General features: G+C 60.7%; 14 protein-coding genes. 6 read left to right on the forward strand and 8 right to left on the reverse strand.

Annotated features, from left to right (window positions below; all coding sequences use genetic code 11):
* Positions 1-24: 24 nt before the first annotated feature.
* Positions 25-810, reverse strand: coding sequence for a DUF3108 domain-containing protein (locus ACK6D9_RS00575; RefSeq protein ID WP_412050236.1), 786 nt, complete (start codon positions 808-810; stop codon positions 25-27).
* 274 nt (positions 811-1,084) lie between these two features.
* On the opposite strand from ACK6D9_RS00575, the gene rpmB reads away from it, so the two are divergent.
* Together rpmB and ACK6D9_RS00585 are read left to right on the forward strand one after the other, a co-directional pair.
* A complete protein-coding gene (gene rpmB / locus ACK6D9_RS00580; RefSeq protein WP_322989222.1) occupies positions 1,085-1,381 on the forward strand; it encodes a 50S ribosomal protein L28 in 297 nt (98 codons plus the stop codon).
* A gap of 87 nt (positions 1,382-1,468) precedes the next feature.
* Positions 1,469-2,095, forward strand: a complete 627-nt coding sequence (locus ACK6D9_RS00585; protein WP_412050237.1) for a queuosine precursor transporter — start codon at positions 1,469-1,471, stop codon at positions 2,093-2,095.
* Positions 2,096-2,156: 61 nt separating this feature from the next.
* On the opposite strand, the gene ACK6D9_RS00590 is transcribed toward ACK6D9_RS00585, so the two are convergent.
* The 4 genes from ACK6D9_RS00590 to ACK6D9_RS00605 all read right to left on the reverse strand — a co-directional run bounded on the left by ACK6D9_RS00590 (position 2,157) and on the right by ACK6D9_RS00605 (position 6,797).
* Positions 2,157-3,161, reverse strand: coding sequence for an esterase-like activity of phytase family protein (locus tag ACK6D9_RS00590; protein ID WP_412051699.1), 1,005 nt, complete (start codon positions 3,159-3,161; stop codon positions 2,157-2,159).
* Positions 3,162-3,175: 14 nt separating this feature from the next.
* Positions 3,176-5,077 carry a cobaltochelatase subunit CobT gene (gene cobT / locus ACK6D9_RS00595; protein ID WP_412050238.1) on the reverse strand — a complete coding sequence of 634 codons (1,902 nt, stop codon included), beginning with the start codon at positions 5,075-5,077 and terminating at the stop codon, positions 3,176-3,178.
* 11 nt (positions 5,078-5,088) lie between these two features.
* The gene (gene cobS, locus ACK6D9_RS00600) at positions 5,089-6,084 is read right to left on the reverse strand and encodes a cobaltochelatase subunit CobS (protein WP_322989217.1); all 996 of its coding nucleotides are present in this window, start codon (positions 6,082-6,084) and stop codon (positions 5,089-5,091) included.
* Positions 6,085-6,170: 86 nt separating this feature from the next.
* A complete protein-coding gene (locus ACK6D9_RS00605) occupies positions 6,171-6,797 on the reverse strand; it encodes a J domain-containing protein (protein ID WP_412051700.1) in 627 nt (208 codons plus the stop codon).
* A gap of 136 nt (positions 6,798-6,933) precedes the next feature.
* Here ACK6D9_RS00605 and ACK6D9_RS00610 point away from each other — a divergent pair, with 136 nt between their 5' ends.
* Complete coding sequence (locus ACK6D9_RS00610; protein ID WP_412050239.1) at positions 6,934-7,236, forward strand: BolA family protein; 303 nt, start codon at positions 6,934-6,936, stop codon at positions 7,234-7,236.
* Between the two features lie 44 nt (positions 7,237-7,280).
* Here the strand turns inward: ACK6D9_RS00610 and ACK6D9_RS00615 are convergent, their stop codons facing one another.
* Genes ACK6D9_RS00615 through ACK6D9_RS00625 form a run of 3 tightly spaced genes read right to left on the reverse strand, consistent with a single transcriptional unit; the run spans position 7,281 to position 10,293 of the window.
* Positions 7,281-8,576, reverse strand: coding sequence for an HlyC/CorC family transporter (locus ACK6D9_RS00615; protein WP_412050240.1), 1,296 nt, complete (start codon positions 8,574-8,576; stop codon positions 7,281-7,283).
* The gene (aroB, locus tag ACK6D9_RS00620) at positions 8,573-9,697 is read right to left on the reverse strand and encodes a 3-dehydroquinate synthase (protein WP_412050241.1); all 1,125 of its coding nucleotides are present in this window, start codon (positions 9,695-9,697) and stop codon (positions 8,573-8,575) included. Before aroB ends, ACK6D9_RS00615 begins: the two co-directional genes overlap by 4 nt.
* The gene (locus ACK6D9_RS00625) at positions 9,694-10,293 is read right to left on the reverse strand and encodes a shikimate kinase (protein WP_412050242.1); all 600 of its coding nucleotides are present in this window, start codon (positions 10,291-10,293) and stop codon (positions 9,694-9,696) included. Before ACK6D9_RS00625 ends, aroB begins: the two co-directional genes overlap by 4 nt.
* A 146-nt stretch (positions 10,294-10,439) precedes the next feature.
* Here ACK6D9_RS00625 and ACK6D9_RS00630 point away from each other — a divergent pair, with 146 nt between their 5' ends.
* The 3 genes from ACK6D9_RS00630 to ACK6D9_RS00640 all read left to right on the forward strand — a co-directional run bounded on the left by ACK6D9_RS00630 (position 10,440) and on the right by ACK6D9_RS00640 (position 12,602).
* Positions 10,440-10,583 (forward strand): histidine kinase, encoded by a 144-nt coding sequence (locus ACK6D9_RS00630; RefSeq protein ID WP_267654258.1) that lies wholly within the window; start codon positions 10,440-10,442, stop codon positions 10,581-10,583.
* Between the two features lie 18 nt (positions 10,584-10,601).
* A complete protein-coding gene (locus ACK6D9_RS00635) occupies positions 10,602-11,543 on the forward strand; it encodes a site-specific tyrosine recombinase XerD (protein ID WP_412050243.1) in 942 nt (313 codons plus the stop codon).
* A 102-nt stretch (positions 11,544-11,645) separates the two neighbouring features.
* Positions 11,646-12,602, forward strand: coding sequence for an acetyl-CoA carboxylase carboxyltransferase subunit alpha (locus tag ACK6D9_RS00640; protein WP_322989211.1), 957 nt, complete (start codon positions 11,646-11,648; stop codon positions 12,600-12,602).
* Positions 12,603-12,650: the final 48 nt, after the last annotated feature.

Below are 12,650 nucleotides of genomic sequence, written 5' to 3' on the forward strand. Positions count from 1 at the left end.
TGCGCGCACGCATCCGTGGTGCCTTTACCCGCCAAACCGGGTTGCCGCAACCACCACCTGACCGATCTTGGTCGGCACCTTGGCGTAGACCGGGGCGTAAAATCCACCCTGCTCATGCTTGGCGAACCACACTTCCATTTTGGTCAGCTTCTGCAAATACCGTATTGCCGAGGAACCTTTCCGGTACCCGGCCTGCGGCACGAACCGGATAGCACAAACAATCGCATCTCCCTTGAAGCCCTTGGTCCGGAAGGGCCGCACTCCTTTCGGCTTCAAATGCAGAGTCACCCGTGTCTCACCGTCAAAAATCGGCAGACTGCTGGGGCATACCCGAGCGCTCGCCGGGAACACCAGGCCCGACAACGGATCCAGCACCGCGCGCATGTCTTCTGCACTGATCGGTACCCAATCGGCAGCCGTCCGCTTGCGCTTTGGGGTATTGGTCGCCGAACTGACATTGCCATTGTTGAAACGGATTTCTGTCTTGTGGGTTTTGGCGTCGGCTGTATAGGCCACCGAGAAACGCGACGCCCGCAGCCGGTCCTTGCCGAACTTGCCCGAGACACTGGCGTTGCCACGGGACTTGCTGACGATGTTGGTGAGCGCCGACGTGCGCAGGTTTCCCGAGATCTTGTAGGAAGCGCCGTCGATCTCGGTTTTGAATTTCAGATAGGCCACAGGAAGTCCGATCAGCGATACCGAATAATCGGTATAGACATGAACAGGCTCGGCCATTGCTCTCGGCTGGAGCAGCATCAGCGACGCCAGAGCCAGCAGTCCGATGCAGAATATGCCGCGAAGTCGGGTCATGCACACCTCTCAAAGCCACGGCTCGACGGTCGTCGCCGATCCTGCTATGTTTGTTGCCTCGACGCACAATGCGGCAATTCGATGCCTGCGGCGACAAAAATCAAGGGATACGGCTTCAAACGTGCTGTTCTGCCCGTTTATCGGCCATCCCGACTTGACGCGGCTTGCGTGGCTGATTATAGACACGCGACTTTCCAATAAAGGCCTGTGGTCCTTTGGGTGAGCCCTCGATGTGGCTCAGCCCGTCCGCTGGCGAAGAGATAATAGGTGCAAGATGTCCCGCAGCTGTGAATTGACCGGCAAGGCCGTACAGTCTGGAAACAATGTCAGCCACGCCAACAACAGAACCCGTCGCCGGTTTCTGCCGAACCTGTGCAATGTAACGCTGATTTCCGATGCTCTCGGCCAGCGTTTCCGCCTTCGGGTTACGGCCTATGCTCTGCGCACAGTAGAACATCGTGGCGGCCTCGACGCATTCCTGGCCAAGGCCAAGGACGGCGAACTGTCGATGCGCGCACGTCTGCTCAAGCGCCAGATTGCCAAGAAGCTTGAAGAAAGCGCCGCCGCCTAATCACGGCGCCGTTCTTTCTTATCAAGATGGCGGGCTTGGGCCCGCCTTCTTCCGTTTCCGCTGGTGGCATCAACCCAGGATAAAAAAATGCGTCTGTTTCCTTCCGTAATGCCGTTCATGGCCGTGATGGCCGCCATTGTCGTCGCCTCGAACTTCCTCGTGCAGTTCCCGGTCGATCTGACGCTTGGCGCGCTCAACCTCGCCGATCTTCTGACCTGGGGCGCATTTACTTACCCTGTAGCATTTCTGGTGACCGATCTCGCCAATCGGCGGTTTGGTGCGCGCGCCGCCCGCATGGTGGTGTTCTGCGGCTTCGTGATTGCCGTCATCCTGTCGATCTGGCTTGCCACACCGCGTATCGCCGTGGCCTCGGGCACGGCGTTCTTGATGGCGCAGCTGATCGATGTCTCAATCTTTGATCGGCTGCGCAACAAGGTTTGGTGGCTGCCGCCGCTGGTCTCGACCGTCATCGGCTCGGGTCTGGATACGCTGGTCTTCTTCAGCCTCGCCTTTTCGCAGGCCGCCGTCGTGATCGGCCCCGGCGACAGCTTTGCCAGCGAAGCCGCCCCCTTGCTCGGTCTGTTCGCCCAGGAGGCGCCACGCTGGCTGTCCTGGGCACTGGGCGACCTCTCGGTCAAGCTGCTGGTCGGACTGGCCATGCTGGTGCCCTATGGCGCGCTGATCCCGGTTTTGGCACCGCAGCCCCGCACCTGATCTCTGGCAACGCCCAGAGCCACCAATCTGCCGCACGCAAGGCGGGGCATCGGAAAGACTGCTACCCGTCGCCCAGGTAGCGGAATTCGAGCAGCAGGTTGCGCTGCAGGATCGAGTGATTGTCATCCGAGACCAGCGTGACGAACACTTGACCCTGTTCGTCCGTGGTCACGTCCAGCCCTTCCATATTGTCGATCTGGTAGCCGTAATCGCTTTCCAGGATAACCTCTCCATCGATCAGATTGCCGACCCCGATCCGGCTTCCGTCGAACCGTCGGATCCGCATGCCGACCCCCTGGGCGATCGAGAACCGGCGTTCCAGCAGCAGCAGATCGCCATTGGGCAGAAAATCGCCATCGGTGACATTGTAGGGGAGATCGCGCTTGACGTGGAACACGCCTTTTGACGACCCGGTCAGGATCGCCGCAAAAATATTTCCATCCTTGTCGAGGCTCATTTCCGAGACAGCCACCACTGCCCCCGCGAGCGCCGAACTCTCGGGCGCAACCATGATCGCTTCCAGACCGCGGTTGCCGCGAAACTCCGGGAGCGGAATCTGCAGCGGTAGCGACCCGGTCGGTTTGGCTCCGCCCGGCGCCTGGGCAGGATAGATGTCCACCCGGTGAAGCCGCTCGAAACTGACCAGCGCCTCATCCCCGCGCAGCACCATTCCTTCGGCGTCGAACCGCCATTTTTCCCGCGAAGAATTCGCGTCCGAGCCGAGAATCGGCGATACCTTGAAATCCCGAACTCCGATCATCCGGTTTTGATCGTCCCGGTCGAGCGCTCCGGCATACCAGAAGCCGGTATCCATCACGCCCAGAAAGCGCTGTCTGTCGGCGGACAGGCGAATCGCCGACATCCCCCCAAGTGCGGAATCGGACGAGCTTAGCTCAAGCCCGCCGACAAATTCGAAATCGCCAAAGCGGGTTTGGTCGGAGCCAACCTTGAAGTTCTCGATCAACCGTGACCGGACCTCAATCGCATTTTCTTCGGCCCGAACAGACGGAAACAGAAAGATGGCGGCCAGGGCAAGCACCCCTGCCAAGGCCGGCAACCGCATCATCGAACCGGCTTTGCTCACGCCGGTCTGCGACCGCGACGCGCCTTTGGCTCGCCGCCTTCGTCCGCAAACAGCGCTGCCAGTTGCTCGGTCATGGCGCCAGCAAGTTCTTCTGCGTCCACGATCGTAACCGCACGGCGATAGTAACGCGTCACGTCATGGCCGATGCCGATTGCCAGCAGCTCTACCGGAGAGCGGGTTTCGATTTCCTCGATAACAGCGCGCAGGTGGCGCTCGAGATAATTCCCCGGATTGACCGACAAGGTTGAATCGTCGACCGGCGCGCCGTCCGAGATCATCATCAGGATACGCCGCTGCTCGGGCCGCTTGAGCAGCCGCGAATGCGCCCAGATCAGGGCTTCGCCGTCGATATTTTCCTTGAGCAACCCCTCGCGCATCATAAGTCCGAGATTGCGCCGGGCACGCCGCCACGGCGCGTCGGCCGATTTGTAGATGATGTGGCGCAGGTCGTTGAGCCGGCCCGGTGTCGGCTGCTTGCCGCCGGTCAGCCATTTTTCGCGGCTCTGCCCGCCCTTCCAGGCCTTGGTGGTAAAGCCCAGCAGTTCCACCTTCACGCCGCAGCGCTCCAGCGTTCGCGCCAGAATGTCAGCACAGGTGGCGGCCACGGTGATCGGCCGGCCCCGCATCGAGCCTGAATTATCGATCAGCAGGGTGACGACGGTATCGCGGAAGCTGGTATCACGCTCCATCTTGAACGACAGCGGTTGCATCGGATCGATGATCATCCGCGTCAGCCGCGCTGAGTCGAGATACCCTTCCTCGAGATCGAAATCCCAGGCCCGGTTCTGCTGGGCCATCAGCCGCCGCTGCAGCCGGTTGGCAAGCCGCCCGACCACACCCTGCAGATGCGCCAGCTGCTTGTCGAGAAACGCGCGCAGCCGGTCGAGTTCGGCTTCCTCGCACAAATCCTGAGCGAGAATTTCCTCGTCAAACTCGGTGGTGAACACCTTGTAGTCGATCTTCTCGTTGAGATCGGCAAACTGATCGCTCGACTTGCGGGTCTCGCCCGGCGTGTCTGCGTCCTCGTCGCTTTCATCGATGGTATCGTCGTCACCGACTTCTGCGCCGTCCATTTCGCCGGCGTCCATCTGCTCTTCAGAGGATTCGCTTTCTTCAGCGGGCGCAGCATCCGATCCGGCCTCTTCCTCGGAAGACTGCTCGTTCTGTTCGTCGCTGCTCGGCTGGTCGTCGTCGGAAACGTCGTCCTGCTCGTTCTGCTGGTCGTCGTCCTCGCCGTAATCCTCGGCCATCTCCATGGCCGACAGCATCTCTCGCACCACCCGTGCAAAAGCCTGCTGGTTGTCGACCGAATCTTCCAGTGACTGCAGGATGTCACCGGCCTTGCCCTCGACAAAGTCGCGCCACAGCTCGACAACCTGGCCCGAAGTCTCGGGCGGCGCCCGCCCGGTCAGCTTTTCACGCACCATCAGCGCCAGCGCCTCTTGCAGCGGCGCATCCTCGCGGTTGGTGATGCCGCTGTAATTGGCCCGCTGGTATTTGTCTTCGAGCATCGAGGTGATGTTGTCGCCAATACCGGTCATCTGCCGCGCACCAATGGCCTCGACCCGAGCCTGCTCGACCGCGTCATAGACAGCGCGCGCGTCCGGCCCTTCTGGCGCCATGCGATTATGCACCGCGTCGTCATGGCAGGCTTTGCGCAGCGCAATCGAATCGCCCACGCCCCGGGCTACCGCAAAATCATGTGCGGTCGGCCGCTTCGGCAAGTCCGGCAGCCGCGCCCGTTCGCCCGCCAGGCCGGGTCGGTCGCTGCCGAACGTGACCTCCAGCTCATTATCGCCGGAGATCGCCCGTACGCAGCCGATCAACGCCTGCTTGAACGGCTCGGCGTCAACCACGCCAGTGGGTTTTGATCTGATGTTGTCGCCGCGTCCGGCCATGGCTAGACCCGTCAGGCGGTTGCACTGAGAACAATATTGGCGGCGCTTTCCTTCAACTCGACACCAAAGGCACGCTGGTAATGCTCGGCCACCAGCGCCCGCTCAAGTTCATCACACTTGTTGAGAAAGGTCAGACGAAAGGCCATCGCCACATCGCCAAAGATCACGGCGTTTTCAGCCCACATGATCACCGTACGCGGGCTCATCACCGTCGAAAGGTCGCCATTGATGAAGGATGACCGGGTCATGTCTGCCACCCGAACCATGCGCGAAATTGTTTCGCGGCCGTCACCCTTGGCGAAATCCTTGACCTTGGAGGCGACAATATCGACCTCATGATCATGCGGCAGGTAGTTCAGCGTGGTGACGATCGACCAACGGTCCATCTGCGCCTGGTTGATCTGCTGGGTGCCGTGATACAGCCCGGTAGTATCGCCCAAGCCAACGGTGTTGGCAGTCGCAAACAGTCGGAATGCCGGGTGCGGTCTGATGACGCGACTCTGGTCGAGAAGCGTCAGACGGCCGGAAGATTCGAGCACCCGCTGGATCACGAACATCACGTCGGGACGGCCCGCGTCGTATTCGTCAAACACCAGCGCGACATTGTGCTGATAAGCCCAAGGCAGAATGCCGTCCTTGAATTCGGTAATCTGAAGGCCGTCGCGCACGACGATGGCATCTTTGCCGACCAGATCGATCCGGCTGACATGGCTATCGAGGTTGACGCGCACGCAGGGCCAGTTCAGCCGCGCCGCCACCTGTTCGATATGGGTCGATTTGCCGGTGCCGTGATAACCCGAAACCATCACCCGACGATTGTGGGCAAAGCCCGCCAGAATCGCCAGCGTGGTGTCTCGGTCGAACAGGTAGTCCGGATCAAGGTCAGGCACATAGGAGTCCCGCTCCTTGTAGGCCGGGACAGTGATGTCCGAATCAATGCCGAACACCTCACGCACGTTCACGGTGGTGTCGGGCAAGTTGGTAATGTCGAGGTCGATCTTGCTCATCATGTCTCCAAGGCCCGGCGTGTTAAGCCCACGGGCCGTCTCTCATGTCCGGTCCGGCACACCCGCTGGACTCAGTTGTTTATCGCTTAGCAGAAACCGGACTGCTTTAACAATTGGTAGGCTTGGATGACCTCGCGGAAACGGTCCTCCGAGCCACGGTCGCCGCCATTGGCGTCGGGGTGGTGCTGCTTCACCAGGTCCTTGTAGCGCGCCTTGATCTCGGCAGATTTGGAATTTGCGGCCAATCCGAGCGTTTCGAACGCCTTGGACTCCAGCGCCTTGATCTTGCGTGCCCGTACTGGCTTGTTGCCTCTCGGGTCGTTGAAGAACCCGAACGGATCTTTCATCCGCGCCTGGGCGCCAGCCGAACCGGAGCGGGCGGTCGACTGAGTCGGGCCGCTTCCAGCCGAGCGGTCCACGCCCATTTTCCAGGTTGGCCGGTGGCCGGTCAGCGCCTCTTTTTGATAGCGCGCGATCTCTCCGTCAGAGAGGCCCGAAAAATAATTGTAGCCTTTGTTGTAGTCACGCGCGTGCTCGAAGCAGAACATGAAGTACTGCCCCTCGGCGTCACGGCCGACCGGTGCGCGGTGAGCGCCCGGCTTTTCGCATCCATCCCATTGGCACTGTGGCGTGCTGGGTTCTGCAGGGCGCTCGCCGCGGCGACGCACCCGGATGCGGTCGAAATATTTCGAATCCAATTTCATGGTCCCGATTATGCTGCTCTGAACGTTAACGAACAAGGATTGACAAGGATGATTCAAGCTGCGTACCCCGTCTTGATCCCGAATGCCACCTCGCAAATTGCCACAAACTGACTTTATGACCGGATCAACCGCCAGGAGCGCCGCCATGTCCCGACAAAACCGCATCGAAACAAGGCTGACAGACCACTTTCAGCCCGAGCGACTTTCGGTGATCAACGAAAGTCATTTGCACGCAGGCCATCACAACGCCGATAGCGAGGGCGATGCAACCTTCGACGGCGCCGGCGAAACCCATTTCCGGATTCGCATCGTCGCCGCAGCCTTTGCCGACCTCAGCCGCGTCGACCGGCACCGCGCCGTCAACGCCGTGCTCAAGGAGGAGCTCGACAGCGGCCTGCATGCCATGGCCGTCGAAGCCTCGGCACCCGGCGAGCCTACCCGCTGGTAAACGCACCAGCGCTGCCTGTACCCCTATCAGCGCATCGCGCGCCTTTAGAGCTTTTCTGCTGGCCTGATCCGCAGCCGGGTAATCCGGTTGCGGTCGCGCTTCATGACGATGAAACGCTTGCCGTGAAAGGTAAATGCCTGCTTTTCCTCAGGGATAGTCTGAGATTCGTGAATCACCAGCCCCGCCACGGTGGTTGCCTCGTCATCAGGCAGTGACCAGTCGAGCGCCCGGTTGATATCACGAATCGGCACCGAGCCATCGACAACAACCGATCCATCAGCCTCCTGATGGACTCCCTGCACTTCGGTATCATGCTCATCGGCAATGTCGCCGACGATTTCTTCCAGGATATCCTCAAGCGTCACCAAGCCCTCGACCTCGCCATACTCATCGACGACGATGGCAAAATGTGCCTTGCGGCGAAGAAAGGCATTGAGCTGATCCGGCACGCTGGTGGTGTCGGGCACGAACCACGGCTTTTGTGCAATCTTGACGATATCGATCCGGTTCGAATCGTTGGATGCGTCAGCAAGCGCCCGCAGCACATCCTTGGCGTGGACGATGCCGATGATGTTGTCCATTGTCCCGCGCCAGATCGGCATGCGTGTGTAGGAGCTTTCAAGCACCGCCCGGACATTGACTTCTGACGGCTCATCGGCGTTGAGCATCCGCATCGAGGTGCGGTGAATCATCACATCGGAGACTTCCAGATCGCCCAGATCGAGCACCCCGCCGAGGCGGTCGCGGTCGGCTTTGACCACCGCCCCCTCGCGGTGCAGCAGATTGACTGCGCCACGGATTTCCTCATGTGCAGACAGCATCGAGGTTTCCGAGGCGAAGGTCACACCGAACAATGACATGATGTTGCGAACGATCCAGTTGACGAAACTCGACATCGGCCCGACCACGACGACAAAAGCCTTGACCATCTGCGCAACCGCCATGGCGAACCGATCTGGTCTCGAGATCGCCCAGCTCTTTGGCAGCACCTCGGCAAAGATCACCAAGAGCAGCGTCATCGTCAGCGTCGCCACGGCAACACCGGAATCGCCGAATATCGACAACAGCACGCTGGTGGCCAGCGCCGAAGCCAGGATGTTGACCAGGTTATTGCCGATCAACAAGGCCCCGATCAGCCGGTCCTTGCGTTCAATCAGCCCGTTAACGGTCGCCGCGCGGGCCTCGCCGCTGGTTTCAAGCGAATGCATCCGCGCCCGTGAGGCCGCAGTCAATGCCGTTTCAGATCCCGAGAAAAATCCCGACAGGGCAATCAGCACGACGATCGCCAGGATCGTCAGCCCGTGCTCAACCAGCAATTCGCCTGCATATTCCAGCATCATGATGCTCGCTTGTCTTCCAGGAATCGAAAAACTTCGTCCTGCGGTACGTCATTGGCGATGAAGGATTGGCCAATGCCGCGGGTCAGGATGAAGGTCAACGCACCGCGCTGAACCTTCTTGTCCTGCGCGATGTGTTTCATCAGTATATCGGTTGCCGGCAGCCCACCTTCAATATGCTGCATCCGGGTTGGCAAGCCAACTTCTCTGAGGTGGTGCTCGACCCGTGCTGCGTCGTCGGGGCTTGCAAGGTTCATCCGCGCTGAAAATTCATGCGCCAGCACCATTCCGATCGCCACGCCCTCGCCATGCACCAGCCTGCGTCCGTCATAGTCGGTCGCAGCCTCAAGCGCGTGACCGAAGGTATGCCCGAGATTGAGCAGCGCCCGGGCGCCATGTTCGCGTTCGTCGGCGGCAACCACCTCTGCCTTGGCCTGGCAACTGGTGGCAATTGCCTGTATCCGTGCAGCACCACCGGCAAACACTTCACGCCAATTGGCTTCAAGCCAAGCGAAAAATTCCGGTCGGTCGATCAGCCCGTATTTCGCCATTTCCGCATAGCCGGCGCGGAATTCGCGAATCGGCAATGTGTCGAGCGCGTCGCTGTCGGCCAGCACCAGGTTGGGCTGGTGAAACACCCCGATCAGGTTCTTGCCCTGGCTCGCGTTGATCCCGGTCTTGCCACCCACCGACGAATCCACCTGGGCCAGCAGGCTGGTCGGGATCTGAATGAATTTCATGCCGCGCCGCACGATCCCGGCCGCAAAGCCGGTCAAATCACCGATCACCCCGCCGCCAAGCGCGATCACCGCGTCACCGCGTTCGAGTTTCGCTCCGAGCACGTGATCGCAGACATGGATCAGCTCATCGAAGCGCTTGGTCTTCTCGCCCGGCTCCAGCACCAGCGGCGCCGCATCGATGCCGGCGCCGGCAAGGCTTTCAAGCAGAGCATCGAGATGTGCCTCCGCCACGTTTCTGTCCGTCACCACCGCGCACCTTATGCCGTGCTCGCGCGCGGCAATCTCGGCGCCGGCGCGGGCAATAAGTCCGGAGCCGATGACGATGTCATAGCTGCGATCTGCCAGATCGACACGGATGGTTTGTGATGGAGTGGCTTGATTCATGACGTTGATACCGTGTCCTGGCTGTGATCCAGCCGCGCGATGGCGGCAATGGCTTCAGCGGCGATGATTTCCTTGGGCTCGTCCCGCGACTGTACCGTAAGCCGGGCCTGCGCATAGACCGGATAGCGCTGATCGAGCAAAGTCGACAGAGTCTGCTTCGGGTTTGCCGTCTTCAGCAACGGCCGCGTGTCGCGTTTGGAAACCCGTGCCCACAATATATCGAGATCCGCCTTCAGCCATACCGACAGGCCGCTCCTCAACACCATCGCCCGGGTGGTGTCGTTCATGAAGGCGCCACCACCGGTGGAAAGAACCCGCGGCCCGCTTTTCAAGAGCCGCTTGATCACCCGCGCCTCCAGTGCCCGGAATTCCGGTTCGCCATAGGTCTGGAACAATTCCTCGATGGTCATCCGCGATACCCGTTCGATTTCGTGGTCTGAATCGACAAAGGGAATATCGAGCATCTGCGCCACCAGCCTGCCAATGACGGATTTGCCGGCGCCCATCAGGCCGACAAACACCAGATTGCGGTGGCCAAGCACACGCCGCGCCTTGGCGATATCCTGCTCCAGCGCGCTTGTCTGCTCTTCCGTCACCTGGCTCCCCCGGCTTCTGGTCCATGGTCGCGCCTTCTATTGGCCATGTCCGGCGGCGCGTCAAGCGCACCGCCCCTGCCACATTGCCTTGAATCAGCGGCCGCACTGCCGCATAACAGCACGGATATCAGTTCGCCGGAGTCTCCATGCCATCCCTGTTTCGATTTCTAGTCTTGTGCGCCGTGCTTGCCGGGCTTGTTTACGGCGCCATGTTTGCCTTGATCATCTATGTCGAACCGGTGGAGCGTGACGTGACCATCCGCGTTCCCACCGACAGACTCAACAACTAACCGGGGCTGCCCCACCCGATGCGCGATCTCAGCGCCGCCCATGCCGAAGCATTCCTCGAAATGATGAGCGCCGAGCGCGGCGCGGCAATCAACACGCTCGATGCCTATCGGCGCGATCTCGAGGACGCCTCCATGGTGCTTGCCGGGCTGGGAACCACATTGAGTCGTGCGCAGGCCGTCGACATCCGTGCCTTCATCGGCGATCTCGCCGCGCGGGGTTTCTCGCCTGCCTCCCAGGCCCGGCGGCTTTCCGCCTTGCGGCAATTCTACAAGTTCCTGCACGCCGAAGGCCTGCGCGAAGACGACCCGACCGGCGTCGTTGATTCCCCCCGCAAATCACGATCCCTGCCCAAGATCCTCAGCATCGATGAGGTCACCCGGCTGCTTGGCCAGGCCGAAACAGAAATTGCCCAGGCACAGAATGATCCCGAACGGCTGCAGCGCATTCGCTTTCGCGCCCTGCTTGAATTGCTTTACGCCACCGGCATGCGGGTCAGCGAACTGGTGGGCCTGCCCTACAGGGTGCTCGCCGATGGTGGCCGGTTTCTGATTGTCCGCGGCAAGGGCGCCAAGGAGCGCATGGTGCCGATGTCGCGCCCGGCACGCGCAGCCCTCGAGACCTGGCTGACGCAGATCGGTGAAACCGCCGAGCAATCGGGCTATCTGTTTCCGGCCAATTCCAGCGAGGGCCATTTGTCGCGGCAGGTGTTTGCCCGAGAGCTCAAGGATGTCGCCGCCCGCGCCGGTCTTCCTGTCGCCAAAGTATCTCCGCATGTGTTGCGGCATGCTTTCGCAAGCCATCTTCTCGCCGGCGGCGCGGACCTGCGCGCGGTTCAGGAATTGTTGGGCCACGCCGACATTTCCACCACCCAAATCTACACCCACGTGCTTGATGAGCGGCTCAAGCAACTCGTCAATCAGCATCACCCCCTTGCAAATGCCACAAAGAATCGCGATTAAGCGCGCTCGCGACATATCGATCACTACGTGACAGATGCACTTAACTGCGCTTGACTGTGTGCAGCGAACGAAATTGCGGATACCCGCTCGGAAAAGAACTCAATGCATAACTACCTTGATTTCGAAAAATCCATCTCCGATCTGGATGGCAAGATCCTCGAGTTGAGGAAACTGGCCGCCGAAGATGAGAGCATCGACACCGGTGACGAGATCACGCGGCTGGAAACCAGGGCGCGTGACGCCATGGCCGAGATCTACAGCAAGCTTAATCCCTGGCAGAAAACCCAGGTCGCCCGGCATCCCGACCGGCCGCATTTCAAGGATTACGCCAAGGCGCTTTTCGAGGACTTCACACCGCTGGCCGGCGACCGCAAATTCGCCGAGGATCCTGCCATCCAGGCTGGTTTTGCGCGGTTCCGCGGCCAACCCGTGGCTGTCATCGGCCAGGAAAAGGGCCATGATACCAAGACCCGTATCCGTCACAATTTCGGCTCAGCCCGCCCCGAAGGATACCGCAAGGCAATCCGGGTGATGGAACTTGCCGACCGGTTCGCCATCCCGGTAGTGACCCTGGTCGACACCGCTGGCGCCTATCCCGGCATTGGCGCCGAGGAACGCGGCCAGGCCGAGGCCATCGCCCGCTCGACCGAAACCTGTCTCAACCTTCGTGTCCCGCTGGTATCGATCGTGATCGGCGAAGGTGGCTCCGGCGGCGCCATCGCGATTGCCACCGGCAACCGCGTCTACATGCTTGAACACGCGATCTATTCGGTGATTTCACCCGAGGGTGCAGCCTCGATCCTGTGGCGCGATTCCACCCGTGCCCGCGATGCTGCCACCTCAATGAAGATTACGGCGGAAGATTTGCGCGGCCTTGGCATCATTGACGGCATCATTCCCGAACCGGTCGGCGGCGCCCATCGCGACCGCGACAGCGTCATCGCCCGCACCGGCGAGACGATTTCCAAGGCGCTCGAGGAACTGGCAGCCCTGTCGGGTGACGAGGTGCGCACCGACCGCCGTGAGAAGTTTCTCAAGATCGGACGTCAGATCGGTTGATCGGCGCCGCATTCGGGCCACAATTTTCAAGCCATTTGTAGCCGCTTG

This window comes from Hoeflea sp. Naph1 (assembly GCF_046837775.1).
GTDB lineage: Bacteria > Pseudomonadota > Alphaproteobacteria > Rhizobiales > Rhizobiaceae > Hoeflea.

Excerpts from the sequence above, each read along its gene's own strand:
- ACK6D9_RS00575 (WP_412050236.1), bottom strand. The coding sequence starts at position 810 with ATGACCCGACTTCGCGGCATATTCTGCATCGGACTGCTGGCTCTGGCG.
- rpmB (WP_322989222.1), top strand. The coding sequence starts at position 1,085 with ATGTCCCGCAGCTGTGAATTGACCGGCAAGGCCGTACAGTCTGGAAAC.
- ACK6D9_RS00585 (WP_412050237.1), top strand. The coding sequence starts at position 1,469 with ATGCGTCTGTTTCCTTCCGTAATGCCGTTCATGGCCGTGATGGCCGCC.
- ACK6D9_RS00590 (WP_412051699.1), bottom strand. The coding sequence starts at position 3,161 with ATGATGCGGTTGCCGGCCTTGGCAGGGGTGCTTGCCCTGGCCGCCATC.
- cobT (WP_412050238.1), bottom strand. The coding sequence starts at position 5,077 with ATGGCCGGACGCGGCGACAACATCAGATCAAAACCCACTGGCGTGGTT.
- cobS (WP_322989217.1), bottom strand. The coding sequence starts at position 6,084 with ATGAGCAAGATCGACCTCGACATTACCAACTTGCCCGACACCACCGTG.
- ACK6D9_RS00610 (WP_412050239.1), top strand. The coding sequence starts at position 6,934 with ATGTCCCGACAAAACCGCATCGAAACAAGGCTGACAGACCACTTTCAG.
- ACK6D9_RS00615 (WP_412050240.1), bottom strand. The coding sequence starts at position 8,576 with ATGATGCTGGAATATGCAGGCGAATTGCTGGTTGAGCACGGGCTGACG.
- aroB (WP_412050241.1), bottom strand. The coding sequence starts at position 9,697 with ATGAATCAAGCCACTCCATCACAAACCATCCGTGTCGATCTGGCAGAT.
- ACK6D9_RS00630 (WP_267654258.1), top strand. The coding sequence starts at position 10,440 with ATGCCATCCCTGTTTCGATTTCTAGTCTTGTGCGCCGTGCTTGCCGGG.
- ACK6D9_RS00635 (WP_412050243.1), top strand. The coding sequence starts at position 10,602 with ATGCGCGATCTCAGCGCCGCCCATGCCGAAGCATTCCTCGAAATGATG.
- ACK6D9_RS00640 (WP_322989211.1), top strand. The coding sequence starts at position 11,646 with ATGCATAACTACCTTGATTTCGAAAAATCCATCTCCGATCTGGATGGC.